The organism is Sphingobacterium sp. xlx-130 (assembly GCF_011007405.1).
Lineage (GTDB): Bacteria > Bacteroidota > Bacteroidia > Sphingobacteriales > Sphingobacteriaceae > Sphingobacterium > Sphingobacterium luzhongxinii.
Genome location: NZ_WFKN01000005.1, coordinates 235,498 through 253,645 on the forward strand (window position 1 = coordinate 235,498; position 18,148 = coordinate 253,645).

At 39.2% G+C, this 18,148-nt stretch carries 20 protein-coding genes; 5 read left to right on the forward strand and 15 right to left on the reverse strand.

Annotation, left to right across the window (positions count from 1 at the left end; translation table 11 throughout):
• Positions 1–109: 109 nt before the first annotated feature.
• From G7B18_RS09845 to hutH, 9 genes are read right to left on the reverse strand one after another with little or no spacing between them, the layout of a single operon-like run.
• On the reverse strand, positions 110–532 hold the full coding sequence (locus G7B18_RS09845; RefSeq protein ID WP_164109512.1) for an ABC transporter permease: 423 nt from the start codon (positions 530–532) through the stop codon (positions 110–112).
• A gap of 40 nt (positions 533–572) precedes the next feature.
• Positions 573–1,001, reverse strand: coding sequence for a hypothetical protein (locus G7B18_RS09850; protein WP_164109515.1), 429 nt, complete (start codon positions 999–1,001; stop codon positions 573–575).
• On the reverse strand, positions 1,001–2,134 hold the full coding sequence (locus G7B18_RS09855) for a beta-ketoacyl-ACP synthase III (protein ID WP_164122461.1): 1,134 nt from the start codon (positions 2,132–2,134) through the stop codon (positions 1,001–1,003). Before G7B18_RS09855 ends, G7B18_RS09850 begins: the two co-directional genes overlap by 1 nt.
• 3 nt (positions 2,135–2,137) lie before the next feature.
• Positions 2,138–3,043: a flavodoxin family protein gene (locus G7B18_RS09860; protein ID WP_164122463.1), complete on the reverse strand. Its 906-nt coding sequence runs from the start codon at positions 3,041–3,043 to the stop codon at positions 2,138–2,140.
• A 4-nt stretch (positions 3,044–3,047) separates the two neighbouring features.
• Positions 3,048–3,941 carry a lipid A biosynthesis acyltransferase gene (locus G7B18_RS09865; RefSeq protein ID WP_164109521.1) on the reverse strand — a complete coding sequence of 298 codons (894 nt, stop codon included), beginning with the start codon at positions 3,939–3,941 and terminating at the stop codon, positions 3,048–3,050.
• A gap of 12 nt (positions 3,942–3,953) precedes the next feature.
• Positions 3,954–4,202 (reverse strand): acyl carrier protein, encoded by a 249-nt coding sequence (locus G7B18_RS09870; protein WP_164109523.1) that lies wholly within the window; start codon positions 4,200–4,202, stop codon positions 3,954–3,956.
• Positions 4,195–5,421, reverse strand: a complete 1,227-nt coding sequence (locus G7B18_RS09875) for a beta-ketoacyl-[acyl-carrier-protein] synthase family protein (RefSeq protein ID WP_164109525.1) — start codon at positions 5,419–5,421, stop codon at positions 4,195–4,197. The genes G7B18_RS09870 and G7B18_RS09875 overlap by 8 nt, the downstream gene beginning before the upstream one ends.
• 8 nt (positions 5,422–5,429) lie before the next feature.
• The gene (gene fabG, locus G7B18_RS09880; protein ID WP_164109526.1) at positions 5,430–6,161 is read right to left on the reverse strand and encodes a 3-oxoacyl-ACP reductase FabG; all 732 of its coding nucleotides are present in this window, start codon (positions 6,159–6,161) and stop codon (positions 5,430–5,432) included.
• 2 nt (positions 6,162–6,163) lie between these two features.
• Positions 6,164–7,687 carry a histidine ammonia-lyase gene (hutH, locus tag G7B18_RS09885; RefSeq protein WP_164109528.1) on the reverse strand — a complete coding sequence of 508 codons (1,524 nt, stop codon included), beginning with the start codon at positions 7,685–7,687 and terminating at the stop codon, positions 6,164–6,166.
• A 182-nt stretch (positions 7,688–7,869) separates the two neighbouring features.
• On the opposite strand from hutH, the gene G7B18_RS09890 reads away from it, so the two are divergent.
• Complete coding sequence (locus G7B18_RS09890; protein ID WP_164109531.1) at positions 7,870–9,138, forward strand: NAD(P)/FAD-dependent oxidoreductase; 1,269 nt, start codon at positions 7,870–7,872, stop codon at positions 9,136–9,138.
• Between the two features lie 27 nt (positions 9,139–9,165).
• Here the strand turns inward: G7B18_RS09890 and G7B18_RS09895 are convergent, their stop codons facing one another.
• Together G7B18_RS09895 and gltX are read right to left on the reverse strand one after the other, a co-directional pair.
• The gene (locus G7B18_RS09895) at positions 9,166–10,014 is read right to left on the reverse strand and encodes a sugar phosphate isomerase/epimerase family protein (protein WP_164109533.1); all 849 of its coding nucleotides are present in this window, start codon (positions 10,012–10,014) and stop codon (positions 9,166–9,168) included.
• A 30-nt stretch (positions 10,015–10,044) separates the two neighbouring features.
• Entirely contained in the window at positions 10,045–11,565 is a 1,521-nt protein-coding gene (gltX, locus tag G7B18_RS09900; protein WP_164109535.1) for a glutamate--tRNA ligase, read from the reverse strand.
• 126 nt (positions 11,566–11,691) lie between these two features.
• Between gltX and G7B18_RS09905 the strand changes: the two genes are divergently transcribed.
• The 4 genes from G7B18_RS09905 (at position 11,692) to G7B18_RS09920 (ending at position 15,361) form a co-directional block, all read left to right on the forward strand.
• The gene (locus G7B18_RS09905; protein ID WP_164109537.1) at positions 11,692–12,915 is read left to right on the forward strand and encodes a sensor histidine kinase; all 1,224 of its coding nucleotides are present in this window, start codon (positions 11,692–11,694) and stop codon (positions 12,913–12,915) included.
• A complete protein-coding gene (locus G7B18_RS09910) occupies positions 12,896–13,414 on the forward strand; it encodes a DinB family protein (protein ID WP_164109539.1) in 519 nt (172 codons plus the stop codon). Before G7B18_RS09905 ends, G7B18_RS09910 begins: the two co-directional genes overlap by 20 nt.
• 5 nt (positions 13,415–13,419) lie before the next feature.
• Positions 13,420–13,851, forward strand: coding sequence for a hotdog fold thioesterase (locus G7B18_RS09915; protein ID WP_164109541.1), 432 nt, complete (start codon positions 13,420–13,422; stop codon positions 13,849–13,851).
• A gap of 217 nt (positions 13,852–14,068) precedes the next feature.
• On the forward strand, positions 14,069–15,361 hold the full coding sequence (locus tag G7B18_RS09920; RefSeq protein ID WP_164109543.1) for a sugar MFS transporter: 1,293 nt from the start codon (positions 14,069–14,071) through the stop codon (positions 15,359–15,361).
• 54 nt (positions 15,362–15,415) lie between these two features.
• Here G7B18_RS09920 and G7B18_RS09925 read toward each other — a convergent pair whose 3' ends face one another.
• The 4 genes from G7B18_RS09925 to lpxA form a co-directional block, all read right to left on the reverse strand.
• Positions 15,416–15,985 (reverse strand): 5-formyltetrahydrofolate cyclo-ligase, encoded by a 570-nt coding sequence (locus G7B18_RS09925; protein WP_164122465.1) that lies wholly within the window; start codon positions 15,983–15,985, stop codon positions 15,416–15,418.
• Between the two features lie 85 nt (positions 15,986–16,070).
• Positions 16,071–16,631 (reverse strand): elongation factor P, encoded by a 561-nt coding sequence (gene efp, locus G7B18_RS09930; RefSeq protein ID WP_164109547.1) that lies wholly within the window; start codon positions 16,629–16,631, stop codon positions 16,071–16,073.
• 85 nt (positions 16,632–16,716) lie between these two features.
• A complete protein-coding gene (locus G7B18_RS09935; protein ID WP_164109549.1) occupies positions 16,717–17,337 on the reverse strand; it encodes an ABC transporter ATP-binding protein in 621 nt (206 codons plus the stop codon).
• Positions 17,338–17,353: 16 nt separating this feature from the next.
• Positions 17,354–18,148: an acyl-ACP--UDP-N-acetylglucosamine O-acyltransferase gene (gene lpxA, locus G7B18_RS09940; protein ID WP_164109551.1), complete on the reverse strand. Its 795-nt coding sequence runs from the start codon at positions 18,146–18,148 to the stop codon at positions 17,354–17,356.

Below are 18,148 nucleotides of genomic sequence, written 5' to 3' on the forward strand. Positions count from 1 at the left end.
GGTTTGATTTTCAGTTGCCATTAACTTGTCCCGAGCTGTCGAGATGGAATATCCCAACTATGGTCATTCGTATTTGTGTTGCCATTATTATCTGGATATTTCATGGATATTAAGATTTACGTTCTTGTAAAAACAAATTGATATCAGCCTCTGCAACCTTCATATCGAGAACCTCCGCAATGACCGACATCGTACAAATAGTGTATCCTGCACCTTCAAACTGCGAGACCAGACTTGCCTTTGTACGAATACATGCCCCTTGTCGAGGCAGCTGCTCGATACAAACACTTTTAATAGCAGAAATAAACCCAATCACACGCTCATCGACTTCAGGATTATAGTCTTCCGAATAGTAGTTCTGCCCAACAATAGAGGAGCAGGTTTGAGCCATATGTTCAATCAAACCGACTTCCTGTAACACATTCTCTTCCAGAAACACACAGTCAGACTCAATCGTATATTCACAAATGACATGACCTTGACTGATCTCCACAATATAATCAACCATCAACATAGGGTCCCTATGTGGCAAAAACTCATGAATTGGTATTCTGATAGATTCTGTTGCCATATTAAGACGTTGAAGCAATGACCGTTTTCATCTGTGCAGAGCTTATGCATTCCTCTGCTACGTATGTTTCTATATGGACCAAGGTGACTCCCATAAACTCCTGTACAATCTCCACCCGACTAGTCAACACCTCGCCTACTGATGGTAATCTGTATACCTCGGCTTTCTGAATAGAACCGATATATCCAGTAGGTGCCTGCTCGCCACGGATATAATAACCGTATCCCGTGTGCGCTGCCACCGATTGCGCCATATGCTCCAATAGCCCACTCTCCTGCATTTGATCTCCAAGTAAAAAAATATTATCCGTCTTTATTTCAAAATCGACAACAACAGTCTCTAACTTATATGCAAGCAACCTACCGATCTGGACCATAGGAAACCGCTGTGGAATTAATTTTAAAATATCTTCTCCCTGTATCGGAACCATTAGCAAACAGTTAAATAGGCGTAAGAATAGGTAAAACGTGCGCTTTCTGGCACACACAACAAAATACGTTGTCCTTTTAGCAACTGTCCTGAATGCACTAATTCTTCTAACATCAGGTATACCGAACCCGCCCCCACATTACCGACCGAGCGTAGATTCATAAACCACTTGTCCCTCGTAATCTCTATTCCTGCTTTTGCAAAGCGATCGTATAGACCATCCACAAAATAATGTGATGACACATGTGGCAATAGATAATCGACATCTTCGGGACCAATACCGTGCTTATGCATAGCAGATTTCATGCTTTCTACCCCTTTGTCCAAAATATATTTATCCAGTAGTTTCGTATCCTGCTTGACTGCAAAAACAGACTGATTCAGCCATTCTACAGAAGGATAATCACTAAACGGCTTCAATGTTCCCTCTGGAAGCTTATCAGCTCCAGCATACATACACACGTCCAGTTCGTGGGCATACGAATAACCTTCTATCCACTCTATACGTAACGACAGTGGACCTCTAGGTTGATTTTCCAAAAGCATAGCCCCTGCACCATCCGAAAGCATCCAGCGTAAAAAATCTTTATTAAAAGCAATAATTGGCTGCTGTTCTAGTTCCTGAAGGCTTTCAACTTCCTTATTGTAATGATCTGCCAACATCCAGGAAGACATCCGTTCGGAACCTGTACATACCGCATTCACCGTATTTCCAGCCCTTACCGATAAATAACCAAACTTTAGCGCATTCATCCCCGCACAACAATTGCCCGAAGCGGAGTTAACTTCCGATTGCCCACTCTTCAATTCTCCATGAACCATAACAGCGTGCGAAGGCATTAAATAATCGGGAGATGATGTACCACAAGAAATCAGTTGAATGTCCGAAGCTTTAAAATCCTCATCCAACAGATTACGGATAGCATTTGCCGTAAGCAATACATTTGTATGCGTAGGCACACCTTCTTTTGTAAGCGCATAATACCGGGTCTGGATACCATTATTACGTAAGACAATACGCTTAGCCTTAGATTCCCTATCGTTAATTTTACCGAGGTATATCTCCATATCCTCATTAACAATGGGCTCATTGGGTAAAAATTTACTTACACGATTTATAAAAACTTCATTCATCTGTTAAATACCTTGATAATGGGCCTTTTCCTTTTTAATTCTAGCAAAATATAAAATTGGAAGCAGCAATAATTCGATTAAAAATACAATAGGAGACAGAAAATATATAGCAAAAACTACATAATATTTAAAACAGTTGACCAGCACTTTACGTTTTTTTGGATTTTTAAGAATCAGTGTTGACCAAATTTGAAACATTCGATTGGCTTTCTTATCCATCGAAACTAAGAAAAATCGATAATCCACTGCCCCTTGGGCCAATAATGACTCCTGCATCCATGTGAAGTTACCCTCCTTTACTCGGGAAAGAATGGTCTCCCCATATTTGAATGCACCCCTGATTTCCTGATCAGCGACACCGGGCAACGGAAATATACCATACGCTCGGCGTTTTATACCGGAAAATAACCAATCAACTATAGTGACTACCGAAATCATATTATGATGTCTATCCGTCAGAGCAATATTACCAACCAACCGAGCTCCATTCTGAACCAATAATGCTTTTACCTTATCCTGCGCTTTGGCCCACATATTACGAGATCCACTGACCGTCACAACAGGCGTACCGGACAAAATAGTCGCAGCATAGGGACTTTTCAAAAAAGAATTAATAGGAATCGAGGGCGTCAAATACCAAACCTGGTAATGGAACAATATTAGATCATACTTCTTTTCTAAAATATGCTGTGGCGGAGGGTGGATTTCTTCAGGAATTTGTTGAAAAGTCTCTGGAAAAATATCAAAAAACACATCCCCTCGCCAAGGAAAAGGGAAAGAATGAACTGTACGGATCTCGTAAAAATCAAGCTTAACATCCTCATCATCCGAAAATGGCTGCGCTATTGATTTCGCGATATCTTCCAATTGCCCAGATTGGCTATAGTATACTACTAAAACTTGTTTCATAAATCTAGGAAGAAGCTTTTTCCTTTCTATTCCAAAAATCAAAAAAATTAAACCATTGCAATGGGTAGCGAGATAGTATCCCTTCTACGCTCTTCACATACGCTTCCAATGCCCCCTGTGCATCTCTCCGTCTCACTCCTTCTGCCCGACGAGCATAAAGATGATAGTGACTATTGGTCTCTTTCATCACATACACAAATATAATAGGCACACCCAATCTTGATGCCAAATGGAACGGCCCTGCTGGAAAAAGAGCCCTCTTACCCAATAGCTCAGCCTCCAGCACTTTAGATCCGTCAAAATAACGATCCCCAGTAAAACAAATCAACTCATTATTAGAAAGCGCATCATTGATATCAAATACATGCGACATATCATCCTTGATGTAAATATGTTTTATTGTAGACTTCTCCGCTATCGTTTGTAAATATTCTTTAATCACGGACACTTCCTGATCTACAGTCACCTGATTGATTTGAAAACTAAGATCAAGATCTGAAAAAAACTGCTCCGAAATTTCAAAATTCCCAACATGTGCCGAAATTAAAATCCCTCCCTTACGCTCTTCCAAAGCTTCTTTTAACGATTCAATTCCATCAAATTCATAGGTAAACTGATCCCGCATACCTGCTGAAATAACTACTTTATCGATAATAGTCTTTCCAAACACAAAATAGACACTATAAACTTTCCAAAATGACGTCCACTTTGAAAGCCCTTGCCGATCATGAAGATAATAGAAAATATTCTTAAAACTACTGGGGTAGAACAGAAAGTAATAAAGGGCTACAAAAACAAGAAGTCCGTAAGCTGTACGGACACCAAATTTCTTGATAAAGAAAACAAATATTTTATAGCCAAGGAGTGTTCCTTTCGACTTTCCGTCCCATTGGCTCATGGTTATCAAAAATTACTTTGCTGATATTTTATGTTCAATCACGTTGTAGAAATCCTGGAAAGTTGTCATGCCTGCAAAATCTGCCTCTCCCAATTTGACACCAAAGTTGGATTCGATCAACACGACTAAATCCACATAATCCAAACTATCTAGATCAAGGGACTCCCTAAGGGGTGCTTCGGGCTGTATTACCTCCGCATCCACCTCAAATTCCTCGACTAAAATCTCATTTATCTTCTGCTTAATATCCGCGTTACTCATTATTAAATCTCTTAACTACTACCGCTGAATTTGTTCCACCAAATCCAAAAGAATTTGACAAATATATGTCAAATTCTTGTTTTATTGTTGATGAAACTAAATTTAATTCTTCCAACCCCTCATCTACTTGCTTTAAATTAATATTAGGAGCTATAAAGCCATGTTTTAACATCAAGGTGGAATATACGATCTCACTCGCTCCCGCCATCCAACACTCATGTCCCGTCATCGACTTTGTCGAACTTACAAAGGGTTTTCCACCAAAAACCTCCAATATAGCTTTCGCTTCATTGGCATCCCCAATAGGAGTAGACGTAGCGTGGGCGTTAATGTAATCAACATCTCCAGCAACTATACCTGCCTGTTCCAAAGCACGCCGCATGGCCATTGCTGGCCCGTCAATATTGGGTGTAGAGATATGTCCTCCATTAGAAGAAAATCCATATCCCAGAACTTCCGCAATGATAGGTGCCCCACGCTTTACGGCCGATTCATAACTCTCTAGAATAACCGTAGCTGCCCCGCCGCTCGGAACTAATCCCGTACGGCCAATATCAAAAGGCCGTGAAGCTAATTCGGGATGCTCAATATCCTCAGCAAAAACGCCTAAACCATCAAAACTAGCCATAGCATAGGGATTGATTTCCTGAGCACCTCCACAGATAATCATATCCTGCAGTCCCTGCTTAATAAACATATAACCTAAACCAATGGCATGTGAGCCGCTGGCGCAAGCAGCACTGATGGTCATATTTACGCCTTTTAACCCTAAAATCGTCGCCAGATTCATCGTCACCGTCGAATTCATAGACTTAAAAATAGCGCCCGAGCCAATCAATTGTGTATCCTTCTTCTCCCGGACAATATCTGTAGCTTCTATCACAGCCTTTGACACGCTATCATTACCATATAAAATTCCTATCTCGTTGGCGTCAAGGTAAACCGAATCGATTGCGGCATGTTGTAAAGCCTCACGTGTAGCTATATAAGCATACTCAGATTCTTCTCCCATGCTAATCCGCTGTCTCCGGGTCAACTCATTCTTTAGATTTGGCACAGGAACCATCCCCGTAAGTGGTGATTTAAATCCAAAATCAATCCTAGATTTATCAACCATTATACCAGACTTCCCTTCGAATAGAGATTGCTTAACCTCTTCCAAGTTCGTCCCTATGCAAGAATAAATTCCCATTCCTGTGATCACTACCCTTTTATCCATACGTGTATCTAGGAATAAATACCCCCATTTATATTTATGATTTCACCTGTAATATAACTAGATTTTTTGGATGCCAAAAATGAAACCAAATCAGCCACCTCTTCTGCTTTACCAAAACGATTTGCTGGAATTAGCTTTACCAACTCCTGTTCATCCATTTCGGCAGTCATATCGGTTTGAATAAAACCGGGAGCTACAGCATTTACTGTAACATTGCGCTTAGCAACTTCTTGTGCCAATGCCTTTGTCGCTCCGATGACTCCCGCCTTTGCTGCAGAATAATTGGTTTGTCCTGCCGTACCTTTTACCCCAGAAACTGACACCACATTAATAATACGTCCATATCGATTCCGTAACATTTTTTGAATAAAAAAGTTAGTTACATGAAAGAATCCATTCAACGATACATCCAAAACACTTTGCCAATCCTCTTTCTTCATCCACATAAACAATCCATCTTTGGCAATGCCTGCATTATTAACAACCACCTCTACAACGGCATCTGGATGCTCTTGCGTCCAATCCATCAACACTGTGGCTACAGCCTCTTCGTTTGCTACATCAAACTTTAACAGGGCTCCCTTTCCACCTACCTCTTCAATCAATCGCAGCGTTTCTAGCGCCGCAGCTTCATTCCCTTGATAATTGATCAAAACAAAATAGCCTAAATCATTAGCTAATTTTTGACAAATAGAACGTCCTATACCTCGAGATCCTCCGGTTACTAATGCACACTTCATGGTTACCCCTGTTTCATTAAATAATTCTTGACGGATTGAATAGCTATATACAACGGCTTATCTTCCGAAAACGCTGGAATTATACTTCTTATATCCCTATATATTGCTTTTGTACGACTAGACACCATATCTTGACAGGATAGTATATCAATAGCCTGCACCACCGATATCAATTGTATAGCCAGTACTTCATATGCATTCACAATAACCTTATGTGTAATCACAGCAGCATTTGTACCCATACTTACGATGTCTTGGTTGTCATTATTATTAGGTATGCTATGCACGTACATTGAATTGGAAAGCGTTTGGTTTTCAGCTGTCGTCGAAGTCGCTGTAAACTGAGCCCCCTGCATTCCAAAATTGAAACCAAGCTTACCCATGTTGACAAAGGGAGGCAATATTTCGTTAATCTTAGAATTCATCAAGTAATTCAATTGACGTTCCGACAACATCGTCAATCGGGTAACAGCCAACTTCAATTTATCCATTTCCAATGAGATATAGTCACCGTGAAAATTACCTCCATGATATACATTCTGATCCTCGACAGATATAATCGGGTTATCACTGACTGAATTCACCTCACTTTCTAAAATATGTCCAACTTGCTCGATAGTCTCTAACACAGGTCCTAAGATTTGTGGCACACAACGCAAAGAATAATACTCTTGCACCTTATCCTTGAAAATCTCTTCTAGATTATTCCCTGAATACAGGTCTTCTTCACGTTTACGGATCAATTTTGAATCAGCCAGGTGATCACGCATCATCGCTGCAATATCCTGTTGTCCTTGATGCTTTTTCACTTCGTTTAGCGTGACCGAATAATGATCATCATGCGCTTTTACAAGTTCATTCATAATAGAAGACAACTCCACAGACCAACAGAGCAACTGTTTTGCATGAAAATAATTAACCATTCCGGCTCCCGTCATCACCGAAGTACCATTAATCAAAGATATACCCTCACGAACCTCTACCGCGATTGGCTTTAAGCCCAACTCAGAGAACACTTCATGCGTTAATCTCCTTTGATTCTGATATATTACCTCTCCCTCACCGATTAAAGTAAGTGCCAAATGTGCCAACTGCACGAGATCTCCACTAGCTCCCACACCTCCATGGGCAAAAATCACGGGAGTGATATCACGATTGATAAATTCCTGCAGTAACTCCAAAACGGATATATGTACGCCTGATTTTCCTTTCGAGAGATTACAGAGACGAGTAAGCATCGCCGCCTTAACAATGTCATTTGGCAGAAGGTCGCCAGTTCCTGAAGCATGACTACGAATCAAATTGTATTGTAGCTGAATACGATCGGCATCTTGAATACGATACTGCGCCATCGGGCCAAAACCCGTATTAACACCATAAATAATCTTATTCTCAATAAATGACTTTAAGAATTTAAAACTCTCTTTGACTACTTCGATCGTCTCACTGCCCAATCCTACCTGTTTCCGATTTAATAATATGTCTGCAAATTGATCTAATGAAAGATCTTTATGAATAGAAATCATTTATATATGTGGTCTTTTTACTTTCCAATTTTTAGATTATCTTCTTTCTTCAGCAAGATAATTAAGTACCTTTGCTAGTAGCCGAGTGCAAAAATAACACATTTCCTCTATAAAAAAGCCCTAGATGGCAGAGGTGTGCTAAATAATTGAATTATTTAGGTTTAAATTGAATTCTTTATTGAATGAAAACAAGTCAAGTTGACATTTTGATTATAGGAGCAGGCCCTTCTGGCTGTGTAGCTGCTGGATACCTGCAAAAACAAGGTGCAAATATCAAAGTTGTAGAAAAAAGTAGATTTCCTAGGCTCGTAGTAGGAGAAAGTCTCATCCCTCGTGTCATGGATCACTTCGAAGAGGCTGGTCTCTTGGACGACTTAGACAAGCAGAATTTTCAAAAAAAACCAGGAGCACGCTTCATCCGAGGACAAGTCATTAGTATTTTTGATTTTAGTCAAAAATTTGGTGAAGGTTGGGATTGGACCTGGCAAATTCCAAGAGCTGATTTTGATAAGATCATGACCGATACACTGATAGAGAAGGGCGTCGATATCAGCTTTGAAACTACGGTTACGGCCATTTCCTTCGACGGATCAGACTCCATAACTACCGTTGTAGATAAAGAGGGAAACGAGTCACAGATCAAATCTAAGTTTGTAATCGATTCTAGTGGTTATGGCCGGGTATTACCACGGTTACTAAATTTGGACAAACCGTCGAAACTAAACCCGCATTCTGCTATCTTTTCTCATGTTAAGGACATTAACAGACCCGTAGGTATCGAAGGAACACAGATTTCTTTTGATGTGCTGGATACCGAAGTGTGGCTATGGGTTATTCCATTTTCCAATGGCAATACGAGCCTTGGGATAGTAGCCGACACCGCATTTATTGAACGATTAGCCGAAAACGGCGATACAGCGACAGCACTACAAAAGGCAATCCAACTCTCTGATTTCTACGTTAAAAGATTCGCTGGAACTGAGTTTATTTTCAAACCGATTCACTTGAAAAATTACTCAGCTGCGGTCACCAACATGTATGGTGATGGATTTGCACTCACCGGAAATAGTTCGGAGTTTTTAGATCCTGTATTTTCATCAGGTGTATGCTTTGCCACCGAATCCGGAATCCTAGCCGCAAAACTTGCCTGGAGACAAATCAATGGTGAAAAAATAGATTGGGAAAAAGATTTCACACAATATATGCAACGCGGCATTGATGTATTCACCACCTATGTAAAGGAATGGTATACAGGCAATTTACAGACATTATTTTTTCACAGACCTGAAAACCTGGACGTCAAGGAGAAAGTCTGTGCTGTATTAGCTGGATATGTCTGGAATGAAGAAAATCCATTTGTTAAAAAGCACAACCGTGTTATCAAGAGCATAGCTTATATGTTGGAAAATAACAAAGAGTTATCCGATAACATTGAAAAGACATATAAATAATAAAAGGAGGTTAAAAACCTCCTTTTATTATTTTATTAGTTTTCTAAAGTTAATTACACTTTGTCGCACATCATCTTTACTATTTGCCCAATTATATTCATATTCCGCAGAGATCATTCCTTCAAATTTTTGACGTTTTAACTCATCAATAACTCCCTGTAACGGTAATTTTCCAGTGCCCCAATGAACATCGTGGGCTTTTTTATTTCCGAATTCGTTGAGGTCTTTAAAGTGCAAATGAAAGATATGTCCTTCCAACTGCTTCAAGCAAGCTACTGGATCCAATCCCGAACGCATCCAGTGCCCAACATCAGCCGCAGCTCCCATATACTTGCTCCGTCCCTTTAACGCATCCAACACTACCTCTGGTTTCCAGTATTTAGAAGGATCAGGGTGGTTGTGCAAAGCTGCCTTTATTTTATACTTATCACACAGGCTAGATACGATGTCCAAATGAGCATCAGAAGGCTCGACATTTAACACTTTAACCCCCATGTCCTTTGCAAACAAAAATACCTTCTCCCACTCTTCAGCATCCTTCGCCCCAACAACTCCAAAAGCATGTAGCGTAATCCCTTTATCTTTCAACAAACGCCTAACCAATGTTCGACCTTCTATCGAAAGCTCGTAACCCATCTTTTCAGTGCTACCTGCGCCAATAGTTTGTCCGGGGAAAGCTTCCACATAACGTAAATCACAACTATCTAGTTTATCCAAAGCCTGCGCAAAGGAAAACAAGCGAAAAGTATACGCCTGCGCACCTAACTTCCAACCTAGACGTTCCTCCGGATTGCCCTGTAGTGATTTGTTGGTCACACATGAAAGCGTCAAAATACTTATAGCGACAAAAAATGCTAATAAATTAATTTTTCTCATAAAGTTTGGTTTAGATTCAAAGAACCTAAATTAACTATTAAATACATCTAGTGCAACATTAACTCGATTTATCACTTGATCCTTACCTAGAATCTCCGCAATCAAAAAGACATCAGGTCCAAACTTCCCTCCAACCAGCATGATTCTAAAAGGCATCATCAATTCTCCAATTTTCATACCTGAGGACTGCACACGTTCTTTAAAAAAAGGCTCCAATACAGATGCTTGCCAATCTTGGCCTTCAAATTCTACGAGAATATCCTCAAAGAATTTTGTTTTATCGGCATTCCATTTTGGCTTTACCGCATCAACGTCATAATGCTGTGGCATTTGAAAAAAGAATGATGCCTGTGCCCAAAAGTCAGATAGATAAGTCATACGTTCCTTAACGACCGACAAAATAGTAGCAATAGAAGAGTCTTCAATAGCTGAAACGCCATGTTGAACTAAACTTTCACGCACCAAAGGCAATAACGCGGTATTGTCCATCTTTTTTATCCATTCATGGTTGAACCATTTGGCTTTTTCAAAATCGAATTTAGCACCAGATTTGTTGATTCTCTCTACAGAAAATTTCTCTACCAACTCAGGAAGGGTAAAAATCTCCTGCTCTGTCCCATCGTTCCAACCAAGTACGCCCAACATATTCACAAAAGCTTCTGGCAAGAAGCCGAGTTCTCTAAAACCTTTGGTCAGATCTCCCGTTTTGGCATCGGTCCAGTTCATTGCATAAACTGGAAAACCCAAACGATCTCCATCGCGTTTACTTAATTTACCGTTACCGTCCGGTTTCAATATCAATGGTAGGTGTGCCCACTGCGGCATGTCGTCAGACCAACCTAAATACTCCCACAACAGCAAATGGACAGGAGCCGAAGGCAACCACTCTTCACCTCTAAATACATGAGATATTTCCATAGCCTTGTCATCTACCACGACAGCCAAATGATAAGTAGGCATACCATCTGCCTTTAAGAGAACCTTATCATCGACTAATTTCGTCTCGAACGAGACTCTACCTCTAATCATATCGTCAAAAGACACGATGTGATCTTCAGGCATCTTAATCCGGATAGTATATGGTACGTTTGTATCAAGTAATCTTTGTGTTTCCTCTGGTGATAAAGTCAACGAATTACGCAGACTCATCCTATTTTCCTGAGCATAACGAAAATTAGGTTGAGACTGTCTCAGCGCATCAAGCTCTTCTGACGTATCAAAAGCATAATAGGCATAACCTGCTGCAATTAACTGTTCGGCATACTGTCTGTAAGAAGGCTTACGTTCGCTTTGGCGATAAGGTCCAAAAGTGCCAGGATTTGAGGGACTCTCATCCGGCAAAATGCCACACCAAGCCAAACACTCATTTATATACTCTTCTGCTCCAGGGACAAATCGAGTCTGATCAGTATCTTCAATTCTTAAAATAAACTCACCGTCGTGCTGCTTTGCAAATAAATAATTGAACAAAGCTGTTCTTACTCCTCCTAAATGTAATCCTCCGGTTGGACTTGGCGCGAAGCGCACTCTAACTTTTTTCTGCAAACTCATAACACAAAATTACTGATTTCTGAATGATTAAAATAACACTGAATTAGTAAAAACTACAGGTAGACCCTATATTTAAAGGGAAATCTTCAATAAAATAACTATTTTGCATATTGATCATCCTAAAAAATGAACACATATAAATACAATAAACAGGTTTGGAAAATCCTCCTACTGCTATTTGCGGCTCTAATTGGTCTTGCATCCCTTTTATACACTAACTATTTGGTGAAAAATTTATCAAAATCCGAAAGAACCAAAGCAGAGGTATGGGCGATGAGCACACGGAGTATTATGACCATGCCAGACGTTGATGATGACTTCATAAGCTTTATTTACGCAGTACGTGACAGTCTATCACTGCCTGCTATAATCACCGATGAAAAGGATAATATCATTTTTTGGAGAGATCTCGATAGCACTAAGACAAACATAAAAGTAGAGGAAAATCATAAGGACGGGGGCCATTACGATCCAGATTACTTTCAAAAGCAGTTGTACGAGATGAAAAGAATGCATCCTCCTATAACACTAAGCTTGGACTCCGGAAAGTCCTGGTCTGTTTATTATAAAGAATCCGATGCCCTGCAACAACTACGTATATTCCCTTATATACAGCTTTCACTAATTGCAATTTTCTTAATTATTGCATACTCCGTCTTCAACTCTATAAAAAAATCTGAACAAAACTTAGTGTGGGTAGGTATGGCAAAAGAAGCAGCTCACCAATTAGGCACTCCTATCTCCTCCTTGATGGGTTGGGTGGAGCTCATCCGACTTAAGTTTGATGCCGAAAATGACGACGTAGTAAATGAAATGGAACGTGATGTGAAAAGACTAGAAATCGTGGCAGACCGTTTTTCAAAAATAGGATCAACTCCATCACTCTCTAACCATAATGTCTATCTCGTCGTAAGTGATTTTATCAATTATTTCAAAGTCCGAACTAGTGATAAAATAACTTTTATACTGGAAGGCGACAAACATGTAGAGGCAATGCTTAATGTACCCTTATTTGACTGGATCATTGAAAATCTATTAAAAAATGCCGTAAATGCAATCGATACAGAGGGCATAATAAAAGTAGTAATTACGGAAAACATTGCAAAAGAGGAAATTTTTATAGACATTAGTGATACAGGAAAAGGCATTCCAAGATCTAATTTCGAGACAATTTTTCAACCCGGATTTACGACAAGGAAAAGAGGATGGGGGTTGGGACTGAGTTTGACTATGCGCATGGTCAGTTACCATAAAGGGCAGATTTTTGTTAAAGAATCAGAAATAGGAAAAGGAACAACTTTCAGGATAATATTAAAAAGCAACTTAAAATATGAACCTACTCAAGTCTGACGAATACCCAGCTATATATGAAGACTATATCGAGACGATCGTTGAAGATGTAATGAAAGAACTCACAAATCAGCTAGACACCTTCCCTACCTTTATAAAAGCCATCCCCGAAGAGCGTGGTTCTTATACCTATGCTGAAGGAAAATGGACCATAAAGGAAATTTTGTGTCATATCCTGGATACTGAACGTGTCATGGCCTATAGAGCATTACGCTTTGCTAGAAATGATATGACTGCTTTAGCTTCTTTTGAGCAAGATGAATTTGTGGCTAATGGAAGACATAATGAGCGGACATTTGAAAGCATTATTGAAGAATTTACCGCGATTCGAAAATCAAATTTATTATTGTTTGAGACATTCAACGAACATGAGTTAGCACGCAAAGGGATGGCATCAGACCGATTAATTAGTGTAAGGGCTTTTATTTATGTCATAGCTGGACACCTTAACCACCATCGAATAATTTTGCAGGAGCGATATCTTAAAAATCAAGAATAAAACTTATGATTTGGTTTAAAAAATATACCCTGACAGAAGTTAATACTATATTCGACAAGTATATGACCAAACTATTGGACGTAAAAGCCTTGGAAATCAATCATGACAACATTATCGCGACCATGCCAATTACAGACAATGTCCGTCAACCGTTTGGAATATTACATGGAGGAGCTTCGGTCGTGCTAGCAGAATCTATTGGCAGCGTGGCTTCCAACTTGATAATTGACGCCGAAAAATATGTCGGAGTGGGATTAGAAATCAACGCTAATCATGTTCGTTCAGCCTCAAAAGGCATGCTTACTGCTACCTGCAGAGCTTTACATATAGGTAAAACAACACACGTCTGGGACATAAAAATGCATGATGACAAAAATAGACTTATTTGTATTTCCAGACTAACTGTAGCAATTATTGAAAAATCAAGAGTAATTTAAAAACATTTCCGACATTAAATTGTATTTACAATATATAACATCATTTATTGGTTATATGATACGGTTTAGGTTTTTAGAGAGACGTCGCCCATCGAAGTCTCTCTATTTTTTACACCATATGCAATCGTTTGCCTGAGATATTTCTCTTCTTTAAATGAATAAATTTTATTAGTCTTGTAGTTAGAAAAATCATAATTTAAAAAAATATAATCAATCAATGGATTCTAAAAACCTAAACGCTCAAAACGGCCAGTCTACACTTGGCCCAATGATAATTATTGGAGCACTTTTTTTTATCTTTGGGTTCGTCACCTGGCTAAACTCTCTATTAATACCTTATCTTCGGATTGCATGTGAACTAACAGAAGTTCAATCTTATTTTGTCACATTTGCATTCTACATTGCTTATCTAGTGATGGCCCCCGTATCGACATGGGTACTCAATAAATTCGGATTCAAAAAAGGAATGTCTATTTCTCTTGGTATCATGGCTTTAGGAGCACTACTCTTTATACCTGCTGCTTTTTCAAGAACATATATACTCTTCTTGTTAGGACTATTTATAATGGGAGGCGGATTAGCGATATTACAAACAGCGTCCAATCCCTACATTACCATTATTGGTCCTGTTGAGACTGCTGCAAAGCGGATAAGTATCATGGGGATCTGTAATAAGTTTGCTGGTGCCGCAGCTCCTGTTATTTTAGGACTCTTCTTAAATTTGGGAGAAGCAGACAAAATCACAAAACAAGTAGATAACATGTCAACCGAAGAATATGCTAAAGCTCTTGATCAGGTTGCTCTACAGGTTGTCAACCCTTACATCGGTATCGTAGTTGTTTTACTAATCTTATCCTTCTGGATCTCCAGAGCAAATCTACCTGAAGTCAAAGGTGACGAAGAAGAAACTTCTGATCACCACAATATCTCAGAAGACAAGAAAAGTATATGGGCCTTCCCTCACGTCATCCTGGGCTTCGTAACCTTATTTCTTTATGTAGGGGTAGAAGTATTAGCAGGCGATACAATTATTGCTTATGGCGTCTCTCAGGGCGTCAGTCTAGAGGATGCTAAATTCTTCACAGGATTCACAATGGGAGCTATGGTTGTAGGATACATTATTGGTATTATATGTATCCCGAAATACCTAAATCAAGAGACAGCATTAAAACTTTGTGGTATACTAGGTATTGCCTTTACAGTAGGTATCGTTACAACTTCCGGCATGACTTCGTTATTATTTGTGGCCCTACTAGGACTTGCAAATTCGTTAATTTGGCCAGCAATATGGCCGCTCGCATTAAAAGGAGTCGGTAAATTTACAAGTGCAGCATCCGGACTTTTAGTAATGGGTATCGCAGGAGGAGCAGTTATTCCATTGATTTACGGACAAATAGCACACTCTATTGGTTCTCATCAAGCATATTGGATAGCGTTGCCTTGCTATTTATTCATATTATACTATGCTATATCCGGTCACAAAGCTGGAAAGAAAAATGTAACACATTAATTCTGTTAAGATAAAAATAAACGGCATTGGAAAATTTTCCAATGCCGTTTATTTTTAAAACCGATACACCCCTTGTGGATTGACACAATATCTCAGCTTAACATCCCATTTGCCGACATCACTAATCTCCATCACGGGCTCAAAATAACTTAAACCCACACTCAAAATCTCTGGATTGCATCTGGCCAAAAAACGATCATAAAACCCCTTGCCATAACCAACTCGATTACCTTCCTTATCAACAACAAGTAACGGGACTAATACTGCATCTAAATCTAGCTCATTAACTTCGATCCCTTCCTTAGGTTCGAGAATCCCCCATTTATTAGCTTCAAAAACCATAGATTCATCCCATAAAAAATGAATCATCTCACCACTAGCGAAATCCGACCTTGACACCACAAACTGTACATTATCTTTCTCCTCTTTAAGCCACTTCATAAAAGCTAAAGTATCAGGTTCATTCAAGCTGTCTATCGGTATATAGAGATGGAGTAAATGTACACTTGACCAGTCCATAGCCTTTAAATATGATAAAATAACATCATCATATGTAGCCCGTGTTTCCCGATCTAACATCTTTCGCTTCTCTCTGTACAGCAGTCTTAATTCACTTTTATTCATTACTATTCCTGATAGTGATAAAAAAAACGGCCTTGCAGCTAAGAGCTTACAAGACCGAATAATCAACCTAAACCTAAAATTTTTATTATTTCACTCGCTCGACATAATCGCCGCTTTGTGTATCAATTCTTACTTTATCACCTTGATTAATAAAAAGGGGAACATTGATTTCCACACCTGTTTCTACTGTTGCTTTCTTTAAAGCGTTTGTTGAGGTATCTCCTTTTACCGCTGGCTCAGTATATGTAATCTCAAGCTCAACACTTTTAGGCGTCTGTGCCATAATAGGCTCATCGCTCTCAAAAGCCACAATTACATTCATACCTTCCTTCAAAAATCGTGCCGAGTCACCGAAGAGAAACTTTGGAATATTGAACTGTTCATAGCTCTCGTTGTCCATAACAACAAAAAAGTCTTCATCTTCGTATAAATACTGATAATCATTAGTTTCTACACGAGCGATCTCTACAGCCTCATCAACCCGAAAACGATATTCTACCAACTTACCTGTCTTTACATTGCGCATTCTAGCTTGGTAAAATGCCCGTAAATTGCCTGGTGTACGATGTATATATTCCTCTACAGCAACTAGTTCGCCGTTAAAACGCAAAATATTTCCTGATTTTACTTCTGAAGCTTTAGCCATTTGAATTGTAATTTTTTTTATTCCTTTTACAAACTTAGATAAAATGCCTTGCATGTACAAGAGCAAGGTATTCGATAATCCCAGTTTATTTGTAATCTAATATTGAAATCCTAGCATCACAGAACTGATACTCTCTTTCTTGATTAGAACCTATGACAAGCGTTCGACCTTCAAAAAAAGTCTTATCCACTAGATCTAAATACCAGGACTCTCCCTCCAAATCCATATTACTGGTCGGCTCATCTAAAAAGAGTAACTTCGAATCACTGCAACAGGCAAGCACTAATTTAACACGCTGCTTCATACCGGAAGAAAAATACTTTAGCCCTTTGTTCTGAGACTTTTCCATTCCCAAGACAGAAATAATCTCCCTGTTATCAAAACCATTCAGGTATTTCTTGAATTTAAAATGAAAATCCAGCAGCTCTTTCAACGTAAATTCTTCAACAAGCTCGATATAGGGAGCCGCTATGGCAACGTGCTGATAAATATCCTCAACAGGAATAGAACACGAATCTAATGAAAAATCTAAAGTACCCTCACTGGGAGTGAGCTGTCCTGTCAGCGACTTTATAAGCGTTGATTTACCAGACCCGTTAGGCCCTAAAATGGCATATTTTTTATTGGAAGAGAAGGTATAATCAATATGTCTAAAAATCCACTCCTGATTAAACCTTCTTCCTAAATTATGTAAAGTTATATTCAATAATTACCTGTTTTAGTTAAACACTAGTTTTCCCCTGATTAAACCCTCGAACCACACCTCGATTTGAATTACGTACAAAAGTTAGAATCTCATCTCTAAGTTCAGTAGCTTCAAACTCTGCCTCTACGAGATCTAAAGCCTTTGACAAGTTCCTATTTTGTACAAAAAGTACCCGATAGATATTCTGTATTTCAGCAATTTGTTCCGAGGTATAACCTCTTCTTCTCAAACCTACAGAATTCACCCCTGCATAGGCAATCGGTTCACGAGCTGCTTTAATGAAAGGCGGCACATCCTTGCGTACCAAGGTACCACCGGTTACAAAAGCATGCGAACCGATTTGACAAAACTGATGAACAGCAACCAAACCTGCTAAAACGACATAATCACCTACGGTAATATGTCCAGCTAAAGTACTCGAATTGGAGAAGATGCAATTATCTCCAATGATACAATCATGGGCAATATGACTATACGCTTGGATTAAGCAATTTTTTCCAATTACAGTTTTATATCTATCACGTGTTCCTCTATTTATAGTTACACATTCACGGATTGTCGTATTGTCTCCAATCTCTGCTGTAGTGATCTCCCCCTCAAACTTCAAATCTTGAGGTTCACCAGAAATAACCGCTCCAGGAAATATTTTACAATTCTTACCGATTCGGGCACCATCCATAATAGTGACATTCGAACCAATCCAAGTACCCTCACCGATTACCACATCTTTGTGAATGGTACTAAAAGGTTCTATGACTACATTTGATGCTATTTTAGCATCAGGATGTATATATGACAACGGTTGTATCAT